Annotated in this window: 22 protein-coding genes and 2 tRNA genes; 10 read left to right on the forward strand and 14 right to left on the reverse strand. The window is 30.0% G+C overall.

The genetic code is table 11. The features are described 5' to 3' along the window. Positions 1 to 14 precede the first annotated feature (14 nt). Positions 15 to 1,121 carry an alkaline phosphatase family protein gene (locus tag DTL3_RS02860; RefSeq protein ID WP_045087443.1) on the forward strand — a complete coding sequence of 369 codons (1,107 nt, stop codon included), beginning with the start codon at positions 15 to 17 and terminating at the stop codon, positions 1,119 to 1,121. Next, entirely contained in the window at positions 1,105 to 1,866 is a 762-nt protein-coding gene (locus DTL3_RS02865) for a PHP domain-containing protein (protein ID WP_045087444.1), read from the forward strand. Before DTL3_RS02860 ends, DTL3_RS02865 begins: the two co-directional genes overlap by 17 nt. Positions 1,867 to 1,925: 59 nt before the next feature. Here the strand turns inward: DTL3_RS02865 and DTL3_RS02870 are convergent, their stop codons facing one another. Then, a complete protein-coding gene (locus DTL3_RS02870; RefSeq protein WP_084217114.1) occupies positions 1,926 to 3,101 on the reverse strand; it encodes a type III PLP-dependent enzyme in 1,176 nt (391 codons plus the stop codon). 209 nt (positions 3,102 to 3,310) lie between these two features. Here DTL3_RS02870 and DTL3_RS02875 point away from each other — a divergent pair. From DTL3_RS02875 to DTL3_RS02890, 4 genes are all read left to right on the forward strand, one after another. Continuing rightward, positions 3,311 to 3,398: transfer RNA gene (locus tag DTL3_RS02875), tRNA-Leu, on the forward strand. Positions 3,399 to 3,448: 50 nt separating this feature from the next. After that, complete coding sequence (locus tag DTL3_RS02880; RefSeq protein ID WP_197539541.1) at positions 3,449 to 4,672, forward strand: MFS transporter; 1,224 nt, start codon at positions 3,449 to 3,451, stop codon at positions 4,670 to 4,672. Between the two features lie 21 nt (positions 4,673 to 4,693). Beyond that, positions 4,694 to 5,641: a GAF domain-containing protein gene (locus DTL3_RS09680; protein WP_045087446.1), complete on the forward strand. Its 948-nt coding sequence runs from the start codon at positions 4,694 to 4,696 to the stop codon at positions 5,639 to 5,641. A 12-nt stretch (positions 5,642 to 5,653) separates the two neighbouring features. After that, positions 5,654 to 6,262 (forward strand): NUDIX hydrolase, encoded by a 609-nt coding sequence (locus DTL3_RS02890; RefSeq protein ID WP_045087447.1) that lies wholly within the window; start codon positions 5,654 to 5,656, stop codon positions 6,260 to 6,262. On the opposite strand, the gene DTL3_RS02895 is transcribed toward DTL3_RS02890, so the two are convergent. Both DTL3_RS02895 and DTL3_RS02900 read right to left on the reverse strand, forming a co-directional pair. Further along, entirely contained in the window at positions 6,259 to 7,506 is a 1,248-nt protein-coding gene (locus DTL3_RS02895) for a glycerate kinase type-2 family protein (protein WP_045087448.1), read from the reverse strand. The two genes, DTL3_RS02890 and DTL3_RS02895, sit on opposite strands and share 4 nt — an antisense overlap. Positions 7,507 to 7,522: 16 nt before the next feature. Further along, positions 7,523 to 8,467, reverse strand: coding sequence for a sensor domain-containing diguanylate cyclase (locus DTL3_RS02900; RefSeq protein WP_231854040.1), 945 nt, complete (start codon positions 8,465 to 8,467; stop codon positions 7,523 to 7,525). Between the two features lie 310 nt (positions 8,468 to 8,777). On the opposite strand from DTL3_RS02900, the gene DTL3_RS02905 reads away from it, so the two are divergent. Next, complete coding sequence (locus DTL3_RS02905) at positions 8,778 to 9,746, forward strand: potassium channel beta subunit family protein (RefSeq protein ID WP_045087450.1); 969 nt, start codon at positions 8,778 to 8,780, stop codon at positions 9,744 to 9,746. A 123-nt stretch (positions 9,747 to 9,869) separates the two neighbouring features. Here the strand turns inward: DTL3_RS02905 and DTL3_RS02910 are convergent, their stop codons facing one another. From DTL3_RS02910 to DTL3_RS02920, 3 genes are read right to left on the reverse strand one after another with little or no spacing between them, the layout of a single operon-like run. Further along, entirely contained in the window at positions 9,870 to 10,235 is a 366-nt protein-coding gene (locus DTL3_RS02910; RefSeq protein WP_045087451.1) for a DUF4180 domain-containing protein, read from the reverse strand. Positions 10,236 to 10,282: 47 nt separating this feature from the next. Next, positions 10,283 to 11,641, reverse strand: a complete 1,359-nt coding sequence (gene lpdA, locus DTL3_RS02915) for a dihydrolipoyl dehydrogenase (RefSeq protein ID WP_045087452.1) — start codon at positions 11,639 to 11,641, stop codon at positions 10,283 to 10,285. Positions 11,642 to 11,645: 4 nt separating this feature from the next. After that, positions 11,646 to 11,987 carry a carboxymuconolactone decarboxylase family protein gene (locus tag DTL3_RS02920; protein ID WP_045087453.1) on the reverse strand — a complete coding sequence of 114 codons (342 nt, stop codon included), beginning with the start codon at positions 11,985 to 11,987 and terminating at the stop codon, positions 11,646 to 11,648. A 142-nt stretch (positions 11,988 to 12,129) separates the two neighbouring features. Here DTL3_RS02920 and DTL3_RS02925 point away from each other — a divergent pair. Then, a tRNA-Pro gene (locus tag DTL3_RS02925) sits at positions 12,130 to 12,205 on the forward strand. A 74-nt stretch (positions 12,206 to 12,279) separates the two neighbouring features. On the opposite strand, the gene DTL3_RS02930 is transcribed toward DTL3_RS02925, so the two are convergent. Beyond that, positions 12,280 to 13,248: an adenine nucleotide alpha hydrolase family protein gene (locus DTL3_RS02930; protein ID WP_144403463.1), complete on the reverse strand. Its 969-nt coding sequence runs from the start codon at positions 13,246 to 13,248 to the stop codon at positions 12,280 to 12,282. A 455-nt stretch (positions 13,249 to 13,703) separates the two neighbouring features. Here DTL3_RS02930 and DTL3_RS02935 point away from each other — a divergent pair, with 455 nt between their 5' ends. Next, a complete protein-coding gene (locus tag DTL3_RS02935) occupies positions 13,704 to 14,594 on the forward strand; it encodes an AEC family transporter (RefSeq protein ID WP_052670306.1) in 891 nt (296 codons plus the stop codon). Here DTL3_RS02935 and DTL3_RS02940 read toward each other — a convergent pair. From DTL3_RS02940 to DTL3_RS02970, 7 genes are all read right to left on the reverse strand, one after another. Further along, positions 14,591 to 16,261 (reverse strand): hypothetical protein, encoded by a 1,671-nt coding sequence (locus DTL3_RS02940; protein ID WP_045087454.1) that lies wholly within the window; start codon positions 16,259 to 16,261, stop codon positions 14,591 to 14,593. The two genes, DTL3_RS02935 and DTL3_RS02940, sit on opposite strands and share 4 nt — an antisense overlap. After that, complete coding sequence (locus DTL3_RS02945; protein ID WP_045087455.1) at positions 16,230 to 16,982, reverse strand: ABC transporter ATP-binding protein; 753 nt, start codon at positions 16,980 to 16,982, stop codon at positions 16,230 to 16,232. Before DTL3_RS02945 ends, DTL3_RS02940 begins: the two co-directional genes overlap by 32 nt. A 63-nt stretch (positions 16,983 to 17,045) precedes the next feature. Then, positions 17,046 to 18,278: a peptidase U32 family protein gene (locus tag DTL3_RS02950; RefSeq protein WP_045087456.1), complete on the reverse strand. Its 1,233-nt coding sequence runs from the start codon at positions 18,276 to 18,278 to the stop codon at positions 17,046 to 17,048. Then, the gene (locus DTL3_RS02955; RefSeq protein WP_045087457.1) at positions 18,275 to 19,630 is read right to left on the reverse strand and encodes a hypothetical protein; all 1,356 of its coding nucleotides are present in this window, start codon (positions 19,628 to 19,630) and stop codon (positions 18,275 to 18,277) included. The genes DTL3_RS02950 and DTL3_RS02955 overlap by 4 nt, the downstream gene beginning before the upstream one ends. 16 nt (positions 19,631 to 19,646) lie before the next feature. Next, the gene (locus DTL3_RS02960) at positions 19,647 to 20,624 is read right to left on the reverse strand and encodes an AI-2E family transporter (protein WP_231854058.1); all 978 of its coding nucleotides are present in this window, start codon (positions 20,622 to 20,624) and stop codon (positions 19,647 to 19,649) included. 47 nt (positions 20,625 to 20,671) lie between these two features. Continuing rightward, positions 20,672 to 21,226: a DUF4416 family protein gene (locus DTL3_RS02965; RefSeq protein ID WP_045087459.1), complete on the reverse strand. Its 555-nt coding sequence runs from the start codon at positions 21,224 to 21,226 to the stop codon at positions 20,672 to 20,674. Further along, entirely contained in the window at positions 21,213 to 21,815 is a 603-nt protein-coding gene (locus DTL3_RS02970) for a hypothetical protein (protein ID WP_045087460.1), read from the reverse strand. Before DTL3_RS02970 ends, DTL3_RS02965 begins: the two co-directional genes overlap by 14 nt. 175 nt (positions 21,816 to 21,990) lie before the next feature. Here DTL3_RS02970 and DTL3_RS02975 point away from each other — a divergent pair, with 175 nt between their 5' ends. Beyond that, positions 21,991 to 23,670 carry an acyl-CoA mutase large subunit family protein gene (locus tag DTL3_RS02975; protein ID WP_045087461.1) on the forward strand — a complete coding sequence of 560 codons (1,680 nt, stop codon included), beginning with the start codon at positions 21,991 to 21,993 and terminating at the stop codon, positions 23,668 to 23,670. The last annotated feature ends 204 nt before the right edge of the window (positions 23,671 to 23,874 follow it).

A 23,874-nucleotide genomic window follows, 5' to 3' on the forward strand; every position in this document is an offset into this window, starting at 1 on the left:
AGAGGGTGTTTAAGATGAAGAAACTATTGTTTATTACAATTGATTCATTGGGGCAAGATCTTGTAGACAAGTCAAATGCAGTATTTATTAAAAGTATTTTGAGAATGGGAAATACAATTGAGAATCTAAAAACAGCTTTTCCTTCTTTAACAACTCCAATGATGACAACTATATTAACCGGGCAATATCCAGAAACACACGGAATTTATTCTAATTCTATCTACAACTATGAACAAAACGAAGTAATTGGAAAGTTAAGAGGAGTAAAAGTTCCCACAATATCGGAAATACTAATGAATAAAGGATATAAAACATTATCAGTTCAACACTTTATGCTTGAGAATAGATGCAATAAATATGTTCAGGTAGATGGTTCCAATCCGGAAAATAATACTAATACTATCATAAATGAATTAGAAAATGTTGACTATGATGCTGTGTTTACTATCTATCAAAGTGTTGATTCAATAGGTCATAAGTATGGTGCTTTACATTCAAAGAGAATTGAAGAATTAGAAAAAGTAGATCAACAAATTGAGAAATTGTACAATTATATTAACAAGAAATGGAAAGATTTTTTGTTGGTAATAAATTCAGATCATTCTATGAGTACTTATAAAAAACATAGCAACTTCTCTATAATCAAATTATTAAATGGATATGGATTAAAAGGCAATTTTTATAATCCTGGCGAAAAAATTCCAAATGATGTCGATTTTGTCCTAATTAGGCAACCAACTGTTCAAATTTATCTTAAAAGCAAAAAAGCCCAAAATAAAAAGAATGAAATAATTTATGATTTAGAAAGCGAAACAGATGTTGCTAAAGTGTATGATGAATATGAATTGACAAAATTACACAATCCTTATTTATGTGATATTGCATATACACTAAAAAAAGGTTATACAGACAATATTAGCAGCTTGTTATTATCAGTTAAAGGTTTTGGATATCACGGAACTTTTGAGGAGAGTGATGCTATAGCTACTTTTTATGGAGGAAACATAAAGCAGGAAAAATTAAAAGATTTTGATTTAACCGTAATAACCCCTAAAACTTTAAAATATTTAGGGATAGATATAAATCTGGAATCAGGTGAAAAAAATGTTACCAAAATATGATTTACACATACACACGAATTATTCAGATGGTTCACAAACTTTTGAAGAAATTCTAATAAAAATTGAAGAGGTAGATTTAAAATGCTTTGGAATTAGTGACCATTTTGAGAAAGGTCATAATCATAGTGTCAGCACAAGTGCTAATGAATATTATAATCATTTCTTGAAAATTAAAAATATAGCCAAAGAAAAAGGTATAATAATGCTTTTAGGTGCAGAAGTAGGCTTTAATGACAAAGAAATTTTAATTCCAGAAAATATTCCCAATGTTGATTATATAATAGGAAGCATTCATCAAATGCCTCAAAATTTAGAAGAAGAAGATTATTGGGACTTATATAAAAAGTATGTAGAGAAAGCAGTTTCAGAATATTCTTTTCAAATACTTGGCCATGTTGAAGGATATTTGCCAGTAAATAAGTTTATGAAACCAGATAGCACTTTTGAAGATAGAAGAAGTTTTGAAAAATTAGTAGCAATAAAATATTTAAACTTAGAATGGTACAAAGAAATCGCTAAAGAGATGGCAAAAAACAAAATAGCTTTGGAAATTCACGAAATGTCGGAATCACCAAGGAAAGAGGTAATAAAGATTATGATTGAAAATGGTGTAAAACTCTCATATGGGACAGATTCTCATGCTTTACATCAATTATCTAAAAGAAACTATTTTAGTGAAGTAACTGAACAGTTAGGATTGAAAGAGAAAGAGTTTTTAAAAATAGAAGATCTTTTTAATTGTTAACATGTTCAAAAAATAAAAGCAGGTGCTTAAGCACCTGCTTTTATAATATTGTATGAACTTTAATATAACGAGTTTTCGTTAATTGGTGAAAATTCTCCTTGTAGCATATGTTCTAATTCTTCAATAGTATAAACTTTTATTGGTTCAATACCATTAAAATATGTTGCATATTCGCTAGTATAGGCCCCTGTATTTATAAAATAAACAATGTCGTTATAATCTATATTGATAGGTAATTCAATTTCATCATAAATAGTATCAACACTGTCACAAGTTGGGCCTGCAAGTGTCATCGTCATTTTTTTAGTGTCTTCTTTTCCTTCCACAATTACTTCATACCTAAAATTTTCAATAGTTTCCATCAAACCATGAAAAACTCCAGCGTCTAGGAAAACCCAGGTTTGAGTACCTTTTTTGCTTCTTAATATTACTCTTGAAGCGATTATGCCAGCATTTCCAACCATAGATCTGCCAGGTTCTGAAATAATCCTTAATCCTTTTACCCAACCGAGATATTCATTTACAGCCTCATTTATAACCTCGCCAATCTCTTCAACACTGGGAACAGGTTTGGTGTGTTGAACGGGGATTCCACCACCAAGATTCAATAATTTTAGATTAATTTTCTCCTTATGAAGTTTTTCAAAAACCTCGCTAGCGGTTAATATTGCCTCTTTCCATTTATATTTATTGTATGATTGAGAACCAACATGAAAAGATACTCCGTATGGAACTAGTCCTTTTCTTTTGGCATACTTCAAGATATGTATTAGATGATCAACGTCAGTTCCAAATTTTCCTGAAAGTGGCCAATCAGAATCATTTGAACTCATAGCTAGTCGCCCATATACTTTTGCACCAGGGGCATTTCTCGCTATTTTTTCGACTTCCATCTCAGCATCAACAGCAAAATATTCAACACCATTTTCCCATGCAAACTTTATATCTTTTTCCTTTTTGATAGTATTACCAAAGCTCATTCTTTTCGTAGGTATTCCTAAGTCCATCAATTTTACAATTTCACCCTTGGAAGCAACATCAAAAGATGATCCGAGGTCCCTCAAAGTTTCAAGAATACTAGGGTGTGAATTAGCTTTAACTGCATAAAAAATTTCCACGTTATTTATAGAATTCTTGAGCCTTAAATAATTTTCTCTTACGTAAGCATTATCTAGCACTAAAAATGGTGTTTCTAAAACCTGAGCTGCCCTTCTAATGAGAGGCGTCAATTCCAATTCTTTCATCCTCCTAAAATATTGTTTTATTTTTTAAATTATATTTATCGGTAGTATATTTAATACTTTTTAAGTAACGCTATTACATTACTTACGTTAATATATAATTATGAAAAGTTAAATTTTTCAAATACGCAGTAGTTCTAAATATTCACTTGATTTATTTTTATATTTTATATTTTTATTATATAATATATTGTAAGTAAAAAGCCGAGATGGCGGAACTGGTAGACGCGTAAGATTCAGGATCTTATGGGTTTTATACCCGTGCGGGTTCAAGTCCCGCTCTCGGCACCATATCTTATCCAAACATATAAGGGTGAGATAGAATTTCTATAATAAAAAACTTGAAAAAGAGGCGTATACATACGAACCAACTTACTTCCGATCGAAAATTAGCTTATAAGTTTATCTTATTAATGGGAATCATTAGTTTATTAGGAGATATTGTTTATGAGGGTGCAAGAAGTATCTCAGGACCATATTTAGCCTTTTTAGGAGCTGGAGCAAGTATCATTGGAATTGTTGGTGGGATAGGCGAATTTGTAGGGTATGCATTGAGGTTGGTTTTTGGATATTTTGCCGATAAAACTAAAGCTTATTGGACTTTAACTATCATTGGTTATGGATTGCTTTTATCTATTCCTCTTTTAGCATTTTCGAATAGTTGGCAAATAGCTGCTTTTCTTTTAATAATGGAACGAATGGGAAAAGCTATTAGGAGTCCTGCCAGAGATGCAATTCTTTCTCATGCTACAAAGCAAGTTGGAAGAGGATGGGGATTTGGTATACATGAAGCTCTTGATCAAATAGGTGCAATAATAGGTCCTTTGATTTTTAGTGCAGTTTTTTTGTTGAATTCACAATACAAAACTGGATTTGGAATTTTGATTATCCCTGTTGTTATTTTGTTAATGCTTCTATTTTTTGCTAGATCTAAAGTTCCTTCTCCTCAAAAGCTAGAAGTGTCTATCGAATCTGATAAACAAATAAATAGTTATGATAATAAAAATAAATGGTCTAAGACATTTTGGTTATATACTTTCTTTACATTATTAAGTGTGATGGGTTTTGTTCAATATCCGATAATTGCGTATCATCTTAATGTAAACTCTATAATTTCTAACGTATGGATACCAATTTTTTATGCAATTGCAATGGGAATAGATGGAATAACAGCTCTTATTATTGGAAGAACATATGATAATATAGGCTTAAAAACTTTGCTGATTATCCCAATAGCGACTTTAGTTATACCTTTTTTTGCTTTCTCTTACTCAAAAATATTTATTTTATTCAGTATAATAATTTGGGGAATTGTAATGGGTATACATGAAACAATTATGAGAGCAGCTATAGCTGATTTGATACCTCTAGAAAGAAGAGGGACAGCTTATGGAATATTTAATACAGTTTATGGCTTATCAATGTTTATTGGGGGAACCTCAATAGGGTTTTTATACGAGATTTCTCTATCATATGTGGTAACTTTTGTTGTTATCATTGAAATAATTTCCTTAATTTTTTTATACAGTCTTATAAGAAACGTTAATCAGCGTGCAAATGCTTAGAAGGAGGAATATGATTCAAATATGAGAAGTGTTTTTAGAGATTTCACAGATGAATTTTTTCAAATTTTAACTTATCCTAAAGAACAATGGAACGTTTTTTGGCAAAAATATAAACAGTCAATAGATGTTATAGAACCGTTGATGAAAAAACAAGGTCTATCGGATGAAGAAGTTATAAATATTTTTAGAAAAATGGGTAGAAAAGAGTTAGATAAGGCTTACTGGTATAGACAAGAGATTATTAGGGAGTTTAAGAGCGAGATAATAGGTGAGTTGACAAAAAATCCTGATAAATTACAAGTAAATAGAGGAGATTATGCCGTTTATCTTGTATGTTTTTTAGGGCAGAAACCGTATGAATTTTTGGATTCTTTCAAAGGAACAGTAATAGCGGTTGACTTTTTATACATTTATCTAAACAAAGATAGGATTAATCCTAAAGATTTAGTAGTAGAAGCTATTTTAAATTTTGTTTCAACAGTTCCCCAAAACACGAAGAAAGCCGATTTTTGGGTTTTATATGATAAAATTCTAACTATTGTTACAAATAGTAATTATAAGACAAAAGAAGAAGTTATGCAGAGAATTGTGGAGCTTTTAAGTGAAAGAATTGATTATTATAATTGGGTTGGATTTTACCTTGTAGATAATAAAGATAAAGGCTTGTTAACTTTAGGTCCTTTTGTTGGAGAACCAACCGAACATGAGAAAATTAAGTTTGGCCAAGGTATCTGTGGACAAGCGGCAAGTTCAAAAAAAACTTTTATTGTTGGAGATGTTACAAAAGAAGAAAACTATCTTTCTTGTAGCCCTAAAACAAAATCTGAGATAGTTGTTCCTATTTTTGATAAGAAAGGTAACATTGTTGGAGAAATAGATATAGATAGTCATCAAAAAGATGCTTTCGATCAGGATGATAAATTATTTTTAGAAGAAATTGCAAGATTAATTACTGATAGATTCTATTGAAAAGGTGATTTAGTGTATAAAGATAAAATAGTTAGAGTTTATGAAAATTATCTTCCCAAAGCTTTAGGAATTGAGTCTTATTTTTCTGTTCTTATTTCTTTAATTGAAGTGGAAGGTTCTACACATTTGCTTTTTGAACAAAGATCTAATCATTTAACCAGACAACCCGGTGAAATTTCTTTTCCAGGGGGTAAAGTAGAACCAGGAGAAACTCCTGAATATGCAGCTTTAAGAGAAGCTCAAGAAGAACTTAATTTAGAGCCTAATTTTGTGAAAATTATAGGCCCAAGTGATTATCTTGTAACTCCTTTCAATGACCTTATTTATTCTTTTGTTGGGTTCTTAGAAGTAGATCTTGAAGAAATAAAACCAAATGATGAGGTTGAAAGTATATTTACAGTTCCATTAGAATATTTTTTAATCCATGAGCCTATAAAATATGAAGCGTATATAATTCATGAAATAAATGATGATTTTCCATATGAACTCATACCTAAAGGAAAAGATTATGAATGGAGAATTGGTAAATACCCCATTTATTTTTACATTTACGAAAATCATGTAATATGGGGTATTACAGCTAGATTTACTTATGAGTTTGTAAAAAAACTAAAACTTTAAGCCCCACATAGGATAAATATCAGATCGTTTACATTGGTACCTGTAGGTCCTGTTCTTATTAACCCGCCTATTGCATCGAGAGCAGTATAAGAATCATTATTTTTAAGAGCGAATTCAACATCTATGTTTTGTTTTATAAGTTTATTTATAGTTTGACCATCTACTATTCCACCAGCTGCATCTGTAGGACCGTCTGTTCCATCTGTGCCAACCGAGACAATAATAACATCTTCATAATTATAAATTCCTCTGGCAGCTGACAGAGCTAATTCTTGATTCCTCCCTCCAAGGCCATTTCCTTGAACTTTAACTACTGTTTCACCGCCGAGAATAACAGCGCAAGGTTTATTTATAGGTCTATCCTTTTCAATTAATTCTCGGGCTATAGAAGCTAAGAATAAACCTGCTTCTTTCGCTTCACAATCAAGTGTAGTAGTTAAAATAATAGAATTATAACCTAATTGTTCAGCAATTAATTTTGCATTTTCACATACCTTATTTACACTCCCAATTATATAAGTATCTACATTTCTTAAGGATTTTGGTGTTTCACTAAACGCATGTAATAGATTTTCTGGGAGACTCAAATTGTACTTACTAATAATCTTTTTAACATCTTCTAAAGTTGTAGAATCAGGATAAGCAGGACCAGATGCGATGCTGTCTAATCTGTCTCCAATTACATCTGACAAGATTAAAGCGTAAATTTTAGCAGGTTCCGCTATTTTAGCAAATTGTCCACCTTTTACTTGAGATATATGTTTTCTAATTGTATTTATTTCAACTATATTTGCCCCGGATTTTAATAGATCATTATTTAACTTTTGCAAATCTTCTAATTCTATACCTTCATTTGGAAGTTCAAATAAAGAAGAACCTCCTCCAGAAACTAAAAATAATACTTCATCATCTTTACCAAGATTTTTAATCATTTCTATAACTTTCCTTGTAGCCTTTAGAGTATTTTCGTCAGGAATAGGATGACCAGCTTCATATATTTGTAGACCTTCAATAATTCCTTGAGAATGTTCATATTTTGTTATAACTATGCCATTTTTTATTTTTTCTTTTAAAAAGTCTTTTGCAGCCTTTGCCATTCTCCAAGCTGCTTTACCTATAGCGACTAAATAAATGTTTTCTCCTAAACTCATACTAGATAATTGTGATTTTACAGCATGTTCAGGTAATACTGAATCTATAGAATTGTTGATTATTCTTAAAGCATCTTCCCTTAATTTATTCAAAACATCAACTCCTAAATTAATGATTTAAATTACTTTTTTGTAAGTACATTTTTTTATCTGCAATTTCTATAGCTCGTTGAATATTATTAGTTTCTAGAGGCAATAGACAATACCCCATACTACATGAAGATTTAATTATATAATCATCAATTATTATTGTATCACTAACTATAGATTGTAGCCTAGTTATTATCTTTTTGATATCTTCATGATTGTTTATATTTTTAAGGATTAATATAAATTCATCGCCACCGTATCTAAAAAAGTAATCTTCGACTCTAAGCACGTTTTTTATCCTTTTAACAATTGTTTTAAGTATTTGATCTCCGACTGTATGACCGAAAGTATCATTTATTTTTTTGAAACCATCGATGTCTATAAACACTAAAGCAATATTGTCGGTGATTATCTGACGATTTTTCATATAATCTTCAAGGGCTTTTCTGTTATAAATTTCAGTTAGAGGATCCAAATGAAAATTTAAAAATAATTCATTTAACTTAAATACTTTTGTTAATACATTTTCAATTTCGATTTTAAAACTCCTGGCAAGCTCCTTTTCAATTTTTGTAAATTTTTTAGTTTTGAACCAATCGATATTTAATACCCCAACAATTTCATCGCCAATCTTAATTGGAATACCCAACCAAGAAACGGTTAAAGGATTTTCTTGTTTCCAGGTAACGTTTTCTTTTACATTTTTGATAAAAAGAGAGCTATTAGACTCTAGCACGTTTCTAATGTTTTCACCTTCATTTTCTAATTCATATGCAATATCTTCTAAAGGTAAAAAATCTAAATTCTTAGACCATGTCAAAAATGTCCAATGTGCTTTAGTTGGTGTTAATAAAAAACTCCAAGAGTCAGATTTTAAAAAATCAGGCAAATGCTCAATAAAGATTCTTAAAATGTCACTTTTTTCTTTTTCATCTTCTAGACAATAGAGTGCCGTTTCATACAATATGCTTTTAAACCTATTAATAACAGTTTTTTTGGGTGAAGGAGGAATGAAAATGAAGAACCTCTCTTTATTGGAGGTTAATCTCTTAATGTATTTAACTGTTTGAATGCCACGAAATAGAATTAATGCTAATAAAAACGTAACAAAGGTTAAGTAAATTAATACTAAATACATAAAATCACCAAAATTCTTTTAATTTTTACTTAAAATCTGTCAAAAAATTATATCACAAGCAAAAATTAAAAAGAACTATTTTATGATATAATTAAGTTAGTTAAGTAAACCATTTAACTGCACAAGGAGGGATATTGTGAAATATAACAATCTTGGTAAAGCAGGAATAAAAGTAAGTGAAATTTCGTTGGGTTCTTGGTTAACTTTTGGAAATCAACTAGACACTGAAGGTGTAAAGCAAACAATGAGAACGGCTTATGAACATGGCATAAACTTCTTTGATAACGCCGAAGCTTATGCAAATGGGCTTTCTGAATCATTAATGGGAATGGCAATAAAAGAGTATCGTCGAGAAGATCTTGTTATTTCAACAAAAATATTTTGGGGTGGAAAAGGACCTAATGATTTAGGTGTGTCAAGAAAACATCTCTTAGAAGGAATATGGAATTCATTGAAACGATTGCAACTTGACTATGTAGATCTAATCTTTTGTCACAGACCTGATCCAACTACCCCTATAGAAGAAACAGTGTTTGCGATGGATTATATAATAAGGAATGGGTTGGCCTTGTATTGGGGTACCTCTGAATGGTCCGCAAAACAGTTGGAAGAAGCATACACTATTGCTGATAAAAGAAATTTAATACCTCCTTCAATGGAACAGCCTCAATATAACATGTTTGTTAGAGAAAAGGTTGAAAAAGAATTTTTACCTCTTTATCAGAAATATGGATTAGGGTTAACTACGTTTAGTCCTTTAGCTAGCGGACTATTAACTGGAAAATATAACGAAGGGATACCAGAAAATAGTAGATTGGCTAAATTTAAGGGTTTAAAAGATGATTTGGAGAAAGATGGTCTGCTCTCTTCAAAAAATATAGAAAAGGTAAAAAGGTTATCTAAAATTGCAAATGATCTTGGCGCAACTATGGCCCAACTTGCAATAGCCTGGATACTTAAAAATCCGCATGTAAGCACAGTTATTATAGGCGCAAGTAGACCTGAACAGGTCATAGAAAATGTAAAAGCAACAGAAGTTAAAGATAAATTGACAGAGGATGTAATGCTAGAAATAGAAAATATATTAGATAACAAACCGTTATAAAAACCCTAAAGGTAGTGTGTGTTTAACTCTTTGACCACATCTTGAAAGATTACCTTTAAAAAACAACCCTGCATTTTGTCAGGGTTGTTAATTTGATAACTTAATATAATAAATCAAATAACTTTAAAATGAACTTAATTTTCTAACAGCTGTTAACTCATCTGGTAAAAAGAAAAAGTGGTTTCCGTTGTTACTTTCATAGATGAAATCTTTTAGACTTTTACTTGAGTATTTAGAAAAATCTCCAACAATTGCTATTTTCACTTGGTAATTTACAAATTTTTGCAATATTTCACCCGCAATTTTAGTCTTTAAATCAAAAAAGTCTTCACAAATAGCTTCCTTATTTATTATAATTCTATCGCATCCTGTTTTATACAACATAGTCATCATGAAATCAAGCGCTGATTGTACATCTTTGATTATTACTTCTTGGCTATTAACAATAGCAATTTTGATATTATTCTCTTTTACAATGTTAATTGTCATATTTGTTTATAAGGGTATTTCACCTCCCTATTGTTTGTTAGGTAAAATTATATGTGAATAGCTTTTCCTTCTACTCCTTCAACAGCTTCTAGTATTATTTCACTTAAAGTTGGATGAGGATGGATTGCATCTGTAAGTTGATTAGTGGTCATTCCATACTTGACAGCTAATACGCCTTCCATGATCATCTCTGTTGCATTCTGGGAAACTATGGAAATACCGATTATTTTTTTTGATCTTTTGTCTGCGATTACCTTAACAAAACCATTTTTTTCATTTATAGTTCTGGCTCTTGCATTAGCAGAAACAGGGAACTTAGATACAATTACTTCTTCTGGATTGGCATCTTTTTCTTTTATACCTACAGTTGCAATTTCAGGATTAGAAAAAATGACATTTGGTACTGCATTGTAATCCATTATTTTCTTCTCTCCTGCAATATTATGAGCGGCAACAATTCCTTCATACATTGCAACATGAGCTAACATAATATCTGCTCTAATATCTCCTATCGCATAGATATTTGAGATATTTGTTCTCATATTAAGATCAGTTTTTATACCTTTGTTTATTTCTATCCCTATTTTTTTTACGTCTTCAGGAATTACCGGCTTTCTTCCCACTGCTAACAGAATTTTTTCGCTGTTAATTTCTGTTATTTTTCCATTTTCTTCTATCTTTGAAATATACATTTTACCGTCTTTTTCGACATTGATAACCTTATTTTTTTCGTAGATTTCAACGCCTTTTCTCAAAAGACTTCTTTTAATTTCTTGAGAAACATCTAAATCTTCAGTTGGCAATATATGATCCATCAATTCTACAATATATACCTTTTTCCCTAAACTTGCCAGAAAAGTTGCAAATTCTACTCCAATTACACCTCCACCAACTATAAGAATTGAATTAGGAATATCTTTTAAATTGATGAAAAAATCATCGCTAGTCCAAATTCCTTCTATGCTATTAAATGGAGGAAATACAGCCGGTTCTGAGCCATGGGCTAATATTATGTTTTTGGTTTCTAGAATGTTATTACCTGTTTTCACATGATTTGTATCAACTATTTCAGCAGTGGCATTTATAAAATCGATTTTATTTTTTTTGATTAAATACTCAATTCCTTTTCTTGTTTGAGTGACTACTGTTGTTAAATAATTATCCATTTTGTTTAAATCATAAGATACCGAATTAATATTTATTCCAAATTTATTAGATTTAGAAATTATTTCGTCATACAAGTGAGCGCAAGAGAGTAAAGTTTTAGTAGGAATACATCCTTTGTTAGTACATGTTCCGCCCAAATATTCTTTTTCAATTATTGCCACTTTTTTTCCTAACTGAGATAATCTAATTGCCGAAACATACCCAGCAGGCCCTGCTCCAATAATAATAACATCGTACATTAAATTACCCCCTAAATTCTTTTAATGCATCTAGAACCAATCCCGCATGCATTAATGCTGGGCCACCACCCATTAGGATAGCCATCCATGCAGCTTCTAGTATCTCTTCTTCTGATGCACCTTCATTTATAGCTTCTTTAACATGAAAGGCTATACACCATTCACAATCTCTTGCAATTGATAACGCTACTGCTATAAGTTCTTTAGTTTTTTTGTCTAAAGATTCACCTTCTTCTTTTTCAATAGCTTCTACCATTTTTTGAAAAGCCTGCATTTTCTCTGGGCTTTTTTTAGCAAATTCTGACATCCATTTTTGAGCTTGAGAATATGCTTCTTTCATACTCATAAAAATCACCCCTTATTTAGATAAATTTTTTGTGTACCTTATGAACATATGCAATTGTAACTATACTAATTATACAATTATTTGAATAATAAAACTAAAAAATTATGAAATGTGATAGAATATCTATGATAAATTTGATTTTCGGGGCGTAGCGCAGATGGAAGCGCGTTGGTTTCGGGAACCAAAGGTCGCTGGTTCAAATCCAGTCGTCCCGACCATAGATTAAAAGTCTCTTCTTATACAAATAAGAAGAGACTTTTTTCTTATCCATGAGCAAATAATTCAATTTGATTTAAATTTTTTCATAACCATAGACAGAAAAGGTCCAAAGCTTTTGATTTGAGCTCTTTTTCCATTCTGCGGTTAAGGGCATAGCAAATTCAGGAGCTAATCTTCCATTTAATATCCAATGCCTTGATTCCTCGTTGTTATAAATTCCGGGATTTGCAAGGATTTTTAGTTTCAAAGGTCTATCTACTACATCAATTTTATCTATACTTTTTTCTTTTTCTAAATTATAAACAACTTCATTAATAATGTAATTTTCTGGAAGGGGTCTTATATTAATCAAAGCGATATTTTGTGAAAGAGGTCCAATTATTTTTACATTTGCAATTTCTCGTTTAATATCATAAAAATCTAAAATATCAATTAAAACCTCATTTGCTATTACCGCTGACCTTGAATGATATTGCGAATTAACGGCCATTTTCAAAAGATGTTTAAATTTGCATCCTTCTCTTATGCTGTTTTCCCCTATTTTAGGTATTGTAAAATTATAGAAATTTAAAATCTCTTTGATTTCATTTTTATTTAAATTTATTAAAGGGGAATAAATTCCATCCATAAATTTGATGCCAGTTTTTCCCCATGAATCAGACATATTGGCTCCAGATGCTATAATCCCGTTATGAGCAAATTCTTTCACTTTTCTTATTTTTACTTCTCTTGTGCATTGATTACAGTTTGGTCCATGATACATTATAATTTCTTGTTCGTTGTTACTGCTTATAAAGTTTAGTTTTAATTTAAGCTCTTTAGATAAAAGCAAGACAGCTTCAATAGCTTTAGAGTAAGAATATGCTCCAAAGCAAACGTTTACCAAAGTTATTTGATCGTTGGGTAAAGCATCTCGTGCAAGTAAAGCAACAACTGTGCTATCCATTCCACCAGAAAAAGCAATGTAAAGGGGTTGGTTCCCCACGATTTGTTTGATTTCCTCTTTTATATTATTAATTGTGTCATTTATATTTCTAGACAAAATGCATATACCTCCAAAATAGCGTTATGTTAGTTACTTTAGAAATTCTAGAATCCGTATTATATTAATGTAGATTTCATATTTGCTTTTTTACAAAATACCTCGCTATTTTCTTAATTTTTTTACTTTTAGGTACTTGTAGGTAGGAAGGGCGGAGGGCTTCGCCCTAAACCCTTTATAAATTCAAATGCTTACTTTTAGAAAATCTTCATTTTTTAATTTTTTTACTTTTAAGTACTTGTAGGTAGGAAAGGGCGGAGGGCTTCGCCCTAAACCCATTATAAATTCAAAGGTTATAAAAAAGTATATTAATCAGCATGGTAATTTTACAAAAAAAATGTTAAAAATAATAAAACTATACAAAAAAAGAGAGTTTAATACGTATAAGATCATAAACAATAATGTTATAATTATAGCAATTGTCTAAAAAATAATAGTTTATAGGGGTGTATAGCGTGACAGCTCTAATTAATTTTGTTGTAATAGTTTTGATGGGGTATATGTTTAAAAAACTATTTCCCAAAAACACAGGAGAAATATTGTCAACGTTGATTGTGAACTTCACACTTCCAATGACTGTATTTATAGGTATTAGTTCATCTAAAGTGTTATTATCAGATTTATACTTTATTTTAATAGGTTTTTTAGGTTGTTTGTTAACTTTTTTTGGAGGTAAGATATTAGTTAATTTATTAAATATAGAAGATAAAAATGTGAGTACTGTGATATTATTATCTTTTTGTGGATTAAATATAGGGCTTTTTATGTATCCTTTAGCAGAAATGCTATGGGGAATCAATGCTATTACGTATTTTGCATTGTATGATTTAGGAAATAGTATTATTTTATACGGAATAGGAAAATCTGTAGCAGAAGGTAAAAAAGGTGGATTTAGAATATTAGACTTGTTAAAATTTCCCCCATTCATTGCATTGATATTGGGTTTGGTTTTTAATTTATTTGGAGTTACTTTGCCAGACTTGATAATGTCTCCAATCAAAATAATTAAGGATGCAAATAATTTTTTAATAATGTTTCTTGTTGGATTTTATTTTAGTGTTTCAACAATCAAAAAACATAGTAAAATTTTAACTATTACTTTAAGCACCAAATATCTAATAGGATTGGCTATTTCTTTATTAACCTTGCTAATTCCTGTAAGAAATCAACTAGAGAGAGTATCTCTTTTTATATCTCCCATGCTTCCTACAGCCATGATGGTCATAGTTTATTCGATAGAGAATAACTATGATTCAGAATTAGCAAGTAGTATTGTAAGTTTGACAGCCATAATATCATTTATTCTAGTTTTTTTAGCCTCAGCAATGTTTAATTTTGGTATTTAATCTTCTTTCAAAAGTTTAGTAGTTCTATTTTTTAGGAGCTTGTATAATAAGATGTCAAATATTACAAAAATACAGCTCGATATTATTAAAACAAAGTGTAAATCAAAATAAATAGAAATATAGTAATATAAAAAACCTAGAAGGATAAGAATTCCAAAAATAACCAATATTGAAAATAAACCGTTTGCATTTTGTTTCATAGCTTTCTGAGGATTATCCCAATCAAAGGTTGGTTTAAAAGCGTCTATCAACATTTGTAGCAGATTAAAGAAAATGCTAATGATAATAGAAAAAGTTAAAACATTTATGAACTCTAAAAAGTTTAGATTGAATAAGATGTATCCAATTAAAGCACCGGAAATTATGCCTATACTACTAAGTTGCATTATATGAAGAAATTTGCTTATTACTATTTGAGAACTAGTTATAGGTAACACTTTTAATTCTTTGATAAATTTGCCTTCTCTTGAAAAGCAAGAATAAGACAAGCCGCTTAGTGAACCAGCTATAGCAGAAATGAAAACTACTAAGAACATTTTTATTTTTATGAGTGGACCCACTAACTCTTTTTGTAAATTAATACCAATTCCAGCATCTATTATTGCTAAAAGTATGCATAAACCTGGAAATATTAATACATTAGTGAATCCATTTACTGAAAAAGAGGGTGTTTTTAAAAAATATAGCCATTCTCTTTTTAATAAAGCTTTATTTGGAGATAAAGCTTTATTAAACAACAAGTCAATATTCTTTGAGGCTTTTTTTTCTGCAGAAGTAGAGGCTTCTAGAAAATTAACATATGTTGAATAATATAATTTTTCTCCAATATACAAACTTAAAGTTAATAGAATAATATGAAACCCTATAAAAGCAATTGTCCACGTAAATCTATATATATTAGTATTTATTAAAGATTTAGCTCCCAAAAAAGCTGGAGGATAGATCCAAGCAAGTCTTGAAAAAATGCCTTGAGGATTAATGTAAATATCAGGCATATCTTGGGGATTTGTTGCCACAATAAAAAAGATATCTTTAGATGAAAAAATATATATTAGAGCAAGTACCATTAAAAGAGAAGTTAAGATATAAAGAATAAGTTCTTTGTTCTTAAGCTTTTTAAATAAATGAGAAATCGGTAGAATAAATACTAATACCAACAAAACCGGAAAAATTTGTGAAAATAAGACAACTAAAATCATAGATAAATAATATCCGATTGATAAGTGATTATAAATTCCGAAGTAAATTAGAGCCGGTAACAGGAATATGAGCGAAATAATCATTTGATCGCACAAAACTACAGATAATTTTCCTAAAATAACCTCTGATGGTTTTAAAGGCAAAGTTATCAGTAGCTTCATATCTTTTTTTAGGAAAAATTCACCTATCAATACAAATGCTCCTAAGAAAAAACCGATAAAACCGGTTATCATAATAAATTCTGCTATAAATAAAGGTTCAATATTCTTTAAAGAATAGTATTCAAGATTTACCCTTATAAAATCTAAATAGAAAGGAAAATAAATTATAATCAAGGTTGCAAGAACAGCTATTAATGCAAAGAATGGAATAGTTTCATCTTTTGTATGTTTTAAAAGATATTTATTCTTTGAGATTTTATAGTGCTGATCAAGTTCAATCAAGGAAAGAGAAGTCAATTTCTTCATTCTCACTTTTAGTCACCTCTAAGAATAATTGTTCTAGGCTTTTATCTCCTTTTAATTGGCGGAGTTCATTGATAGTTCCTTGAAAGACGATTTTTCCTTTGTCGATTATAGCGATTTCATCACAGATTTTTTCAGCAATTTCCATAATATGAGTCGTAAAAAACACTAAATTTCCATTAGAAGCGTGTCTTTTCATGATTTGTTTTAATATAGATGCTGATTCTGGATCTAATCCGACTATAGGTTCATCTAATATTAAGATCTTAGGTTTGTGAATTAAAGCGGATATAAGGGCTAATTTTTGTCTCATACCATGAGAATACGTCGATATAGGATCTTTTATTGCATCAAGGAGTTTAAAAGCTTGTAATAACCACCCTCCTCTTTTTCTTCTTTCTTCCAAGGGTACTTCAAAAATGTCACAAATAAAGTTTAAATAGGAAATACCAGTAATTTTTTCAAATAATAAAGGTTCATCTGGGACAAAGCCTATAACTTTTTTAACTTTTTCTGGTTCTTCTCGGACATCTATACCATTTATAAAAATTTTTCCAGATGTCGGCTTACATAGTCCAACAATCATATTGAGTGTTGTTGTTTTCCCTGCGCCATTAGGTCCTAGAAATCCGACTACCTTACCTTCATTTATTTTGAGATCAATATTGTCTACAGCAATAATTTTTTCAGAAAAAACTTTTGTAAGGCCTACTATTTCTATCATAGATTTCAACCTCCTTTGTAGAAACTATACGACTAATCTTAAATGAAAAAAGCGAACTATTTTCTAGTTCGCAGTGGCGTTAGTTTTCAAAGACCTTATTAAATCCCCACTTTGAATAGAACTACCTACTTCTAAAATAATTTTTTGATTAGGATTAGCTTCTTCTATTATATCATTATTCTCATAGTTAATTATTTCACTTAATAATATACTTATCTTTTCACCTTTTGACCGTATTATTTCTATCGTTTCTCCACGTTTAATCTTATTTTTTACTTCAATTAAATAAGAATTTTCAGAAATTTTTTCTTTTACAATGCCCACATAATTATATTTTCTAATATAAGAAGAAGTCTCATAGTTTTGAGAATTGTAGTTGGTTTTATCAAGATAAAAGCCAGAAGTGTATGGTCTATGACTTACATTTTTAAGTTCATTTTTCCATTCTTTAATTTTATCTTCACTGTAAGTCCCTTCAAAATAACTATCAATAGCTTCTCTGTATATTTTTGTTGTAATACCAGCGTAATAACTACTTTTCATTCTTCCTTCTATTTTAAGAGAATCTACCCCTGTTTCAATTATTTTATCAAGAAATTCTATTGTGCAAAGGTCCTTTGAGTTCATTATATAACTACCTCTTTCATCTTCAAAAACCTGAAAATATTCTCCTGGCCTTTTTTCTTCCATGAGATAATATTTCCATCTACAAGGTTGTGTACATTCACCTCGGTTGGCATCTCTTGCGGTTAAATAATTACTTAATAGACATCTGCCTGATATAGAAATACACATAGCACCATGTATAAACACTTCTAATTCTATATCAGTTACTTTTTGTCGAATTTCATTAATCTCTCTCAAAGATAGTTCTCGAGCTAAGATTACGCGTTTAGCGCCTAACTCCTTCCACATTTTAACACTTGCCCAATTCATGTTATTTGCTTGTGTGCTTATTGTTATTGGAATGTCTGAATATTGTTTTGCTAAATTAAAAACACCTAAATCAGAAACTATAATTGAATCTACCTTTATGCTTTCTAAGTACTGTATATAATCTGGTAACAACTCTAATTCAGAATTATTAGGGATAGCATTTAATGTGACAAATATTTTTTTACCAAGTTTGTGAGCTAGTTTTACAGCCTTTTTTAATTCATCATTGTCGAAGTTTTTTGAAAACGCCCGCAAATTGAGAAATTTTCCGCCTATATAAGCGGCATCAGCACCATAATGAAAAACTGTTTCCAATTTTTCTAAATCGCCTGCAGGAGAAAGTAATTCTATTTTCTTTATTTTGGTAATCTTATATTCACCTCGAAAAGATATTTTAAGTTAAATGTTTCAAATTCATTTTCAGCATTTTTTAGATGCATCCAATCTATCCCTATTTTTCCTATCTTTGTATTCCAAAGAAAAGAAATATTATGATTATTTAGTTTTCCAAAGGAGTTAGTTCCATTGTCCCATATATAACTAATAGAAGCTTTTTCAAAAGCTAAAATTAATTCAAGACTACCTATTTTAGAATTTTCACCATATTTAAATCCAAAAGGATAATCAAAAAAAATTCTAGCGCCTGGTTCATTAGACAAAGCAATAGTTCTATAATATAAATTTTGATAAGGTTTTTCATTCGAAAAAAAGTTATCTTCAATCCAGTATCTTTCATAACCTACTTTAAATCTGGAAGATTTAGTTCTAAAAGTTTTTGATACCCCAAGGCCATAACTACTTTTTAATGTATTATAATTAATTGCATATTCTCCATTAAAGTTTATATCATAAAAAGGTATTAATTTCAAATACCCTCCATATATACCAACATCTGATTTAACAAATATATTTATTGGATTAGGTAATTTTCCTGCAACCTGATTTAAAGAGCTGAGCCCAAAGAATAGATTTTCATTGAATTTGTAGTTGATTCCGTTATAAAATGCATTTCTAGAAGCAATATACTTTTCCTCCATTTTTTCTTGCTCATCCTTTGAAAGTTGAGGAACCATGGATAGTATAGCAAAATCATAACTAAGATTATCTGAAAAACTGTAAGATATGTTCATTGTATCATAATAGGGAGAATTATCTGACAAAACTAGATTGTACTTCATAGGGCCATAAGAAAGGGGTATTCGGCCAATTAAAAAGTCCATTTTGTCTTTTTTGTACGATAAATAAGAAAAAGTAGGGAAATCTAAAGAAATATAATCAATTCTAGGTATATTAAAGATATTGTAATTCCCATATTTAAAATATGTTGTATCGCCAAGTCTAAAATCAGCAATAAATTGAGCAAAAAAATTGTTTCCATAATAAGTTTTAAAACCAAAATTAAATAAATTCCCATTTTTGAGTACAAAATCTCTAAAAAGAATATCAGTTAGATTAGAAGGTCTATACCATCCTCCCTCAAGTGTGTAAGAACCTATAATTCTATTTTCATATTTTAAATCTATAGAGGTATGTATATAATTTCTATATTCTTTTGGAATATTTTCAGATTCATAATAAATTGGATATTTTAAATTTACACCGTTTAATACTTGATAGTAATATTCCGGATCATTTTTACTTAGCAATCTTGCGGATGCGAACCCACTTATAAAAATAGCAGATAAATATAAAAAAAGAGTAATTTTTTTCATTAAACACACCTGCTTGTTATTTTATTCGCACAACCCAATATTCCCAAAAATTAATAACATAAATTACCAACGGAAGAGCGATGAGAACACCGATAAAACCGAATAATTCTCCAAATAACAAAGACGATATGAGGATTATAAACCAATGTAAATCTAGTACCTTGCTTTGAATTTTAGGATATAGAAACCACATTTCTATTTGGTTACTAATTAAAGCAATCAATAAACCAATTATTAATCCCATCAATCCTTTTTCTGTAAAACCTAAAATAGCTAGAAGAATACCTGCAGCAATAGAACCTAAATAAGGTATGAAATCTCCTATCCATGCTACTATTGCTATAAATAGTGAATTAGGTATACCTGCTATGTAAGTAGCTAACCCTATAACAAACCCTACAATAGTTGCGGATAAGAATCTACCATGTACAAATTTTTCAACTTCTCCATAAAAAGATTTTAAAAATTTAACACCTTTATCTCTTTCATTTGCAGGATATAATTTCCATGAGTTGTCTTTCATCAATGATTTCAAAGAGCCTATAGCAACTGTAGTTACAATAAGAACAATTATTGACATCAATAAAGAGGGAGTTACAGAAATTAGTTTGTTTATCAAGTTGAAACCAAAGTTAGATATATTTTTTGAAAATTCATCTATCACATCTAAAATCCAACTAGGAAAATTATCTATTTCTCCAGACTTTGGAAAAGCAAAGGTTGAAAGTACGGAAAACAATTTTTTACCTTCATTTATTACCAAAGGAAAAAATGAAATAGCAGCATAAAAAAATGCCCCTAAAACCAACAAATGTGATAAAATCGAAGCTACTTTATCATTCATTATTTTTGAAAACAAATTAGTAGGTACATTTATTAACAACGACAAAAAAAAGCCTAATATTAAAGCACCCATAACATAAGGAGCAAAATGAGACAAAAATAGAAAAATAATTAGATAAGTTAAACTTAACCAGCCGCCTAAAGACATCATTTTGTTCACCGTCCATTTTAGAATAGCAAGACCATAAACCTTGTTGTTCAAGAATCAAACTTTTTTCTTTTCTTTAAATAATTGTTTCTTATAATTTCTAATTCTTTTAGGTAGTTTGGATCTCGAAAATTAGCATAAGTATATTCCAAAGGTTCCCATTTACCAAAATTGTACATTAAGGTTATTTCTGCATATATGTTTTTTCCTATATAAATTCTGTTTCCCCAATGTTTTGTACTTGCTAAAACAAATTGAGTGTGGTGAATATATCCAATGTCTATATTGACTTTTCTTTTATTGTTTACAGAAAATCTTCGTTCAATATCATTTGTGATTAACTTTGCATTTGAGAGAAAAGCTGGTGAACTCAAATATTCAAAACTTATCATTCTTGCTTCAATCAAGATATTTTTTCCCATTTCTTCATTGTAAAAGTAAGTGAATCTTTGAAAGTCAAGTACAGGAGATACATAATCAATAGGGCCAAAGTTCTCTTCTAAAATGCCTTTTAATCCCATTTTGTATAACCATAGGTCTGAATCTCCAGCGGTAAAAATATGAGCTACATAATTTACAAAATCAGGAGGTTTAGGATTTCCCATTTGATAAGATCACCTCAAAATTCTCAAGATTTATAGTATAAATGGCGTTTGGTGTAGTAACAACAATTTCCTCATTATTTTTGTTTCCTTTAACTTTTATACTTTGTCCAGGTGTGAGTTCCATTTTTATAGAATCTTGTGGTGCTAGTTTAGTTTCGTTAACCATTACTTCTGTTGAAGCATGGTTTGAAATAGTAAGAGTGTAAAGATTTTTGTACAGTAAACCAATGTAAAAATTTAAATCTTTGACTAAAAAGTAAAGAAAAACCAGGTTAATTATTAAAAATGTAGAGATAATTAACTTAAAACTGATCGACTTGTTGAAAATTTTTTTATTCATGCTTTGAACAGGTTTGGTTGTTTCATCATCTTCACAAATTAAGAGTATTTCTTCATTTAATAAATGACTAAGTCGATTTGCTATATCTTTTAATGAAACTACAGAAAAGCCTTCAAGTTTTCCCTCTAGTATTTTTTCTAAACTAGAAAGCGGAATTTTTAAGTTTAAAGAGACTTCTTTTAATGAATAATTAGAGTTTTCTATAAGGGTTTTTATATTTTTATTAAAATATATTTTTATACGCTTCACCCCAATCTAATGTTTGTTAAATAATCCATAAAAAACATATTTATATTATATCATAGCACAATTATAGGTTAGATTTAAAAAATATTTTGATTGTAAATTTAAAAACAATAAGGTAAAATAGCTATAAGAGATACATAATGAAATTTTTTTCAAAAAATTTCGGGAGGTCATACTGATGTTTGATAAAAATAAGCTTGAAGAAATTGAAAACAAAAAAAACGAATGGAAAGAAAAGACACTAAAAAAAACGATTCAACGTTTTCCTGAGAGAAAACAATCATTTTTAACAACCTATGATGAAAATATAGACGTGGTATATACTCCAAAAGATATAGAAAACATAAATTATTTAGAAGATGTTGGATTCCCCGGTGAATATCCTTTTACAAGAGGGGTACAGCCCACCATGTATAGGGGGAAATTATGGACAATGAGGCAATATGCTGGATTTGGAACTGCCGAGGAGTCAAATGAGCGATATAAGTATTTATTAGAACAAGGCCAAACTGGCCTTTCTATTGCTTTTGATTTGCCTACCCAGATAGGATATGATTCTGATGATTCTATATCAGAAGGCGAAGTAGGTAAAGTAGGTGTTGCAGTAGATTCTTTAATGGATATGGAAATTCTTTTTGACGGAATACCTCTTGATGAAGTGAGTGTTTCAATGACAATTAATTCTACTGCTATTATTCTTTTAGCCATGCTTGTTGTTGTAGCTAATAAGCAAGGAGTGCCTTTAGAGAAATTAAGAGGTACCATCCAAAATGATATACTGAAGGAATATATTGCCAGAGGAACGTACATATTTCCTCCTCAAGAATCTATGAAGATAATAGTTGACATTTTTGATTACGGAAGCAAACATCTTCCAAAATTTAACCTTATAAGTATTAGCGGATATCATATCAGAGAGGCAGGAGCAAATTCTGTTCAGGAGGTTGCCTTTACATTAGCTGACGGAATTAGTTATGTTGAAGCTGCTATTAAAGCTGGATTAGATCCAAATGAATTTGGAAAAAATCTTTCTTTTTTCTTTAGCTCTCATAACAACTTTCTTGAAGAAATAGCTAAATTTAGAGCATCAAGAAAATTATGGTCAAAAGTTATGAAAAAACGATTTGGTGTAAGCAATGAAAATGCGATGAAATTGAAATTCCATACCCAAACTGCTGGATCAACGCTTACTGCCCAGCAACCATTAAACAATATTGTAAGAGTAACACTTCAAGCTTTAGCTGCAGTTTTAGGAGGTACTCAATCTCTCCATACTAACTCTTTTGATGAAGCATTGGGATTGCCAACAGAACAAGCTGTAACTATTGCTTTGAGGACACAACAAATAATTGCTCATGAATCTGGGATTTCAGATACTGTAGATCCATTTGCAGGTTCTTATGTTATTGAAAAAATGACATTGGAAATTGAAGAAAAGGTAGAAGAATATTTAAAAAAGATAGATGAACTAGGTGGAATGGTTAAGGCTATAGAGATTGGTTATCCCCAGCAAGAAATACTAAACACAGCATATAGAACTCAAAGACGAATAGAAGAGAAAGAAGAAATAATTGTCGGAGTTAATGAATATAAATCTGAGAATGATGAAAAAATAGAAATTTTGAAGTTAGATGAGGATATTGAAAAGAAACAAAAAGAGCAATTAAGAGCACTTAAAACAGACAGGAATCAAAAAGAAGTTTATTATTCCTTAGAACGTTTAAAAAAAGCTGCCTGCGAAAATGAAAATTTGTTTCCATATGTTATAAAATGTGTGGAATCATATGCAACTATAGGGGAAATAACAAAAGTTTTAAAAGAGATATATGGGGAATATCACGAAAATTTGTCTATTTAACAAAAATCAAAATTTTATAAAATTAACCCTCATTTTTATATGAAGTTTTAGAGATCTAGATTGAGGTTAAAATTTTGTTGAATTATAGCTTTGGAAAAGAAGGTTTTCTAAGAGTAAGCATTTGAATTAATAATGGGTCGAGGGCGTAGCCCTTCCACCTTACTCTGTACAAGCACCGAAAAGGTTAAGAGATTAAGAGTTAGT

The sequence above is a fragment of the Defluviitoga tunisiensis genome, assembly GCF_000953715.1.
Classification (GTDB): Bacteria; Thermotogota; Thermotogae; order Petrotogales; family Petrotogaceae; genus Defluviitoga; species Defluviitoga tunisiensis.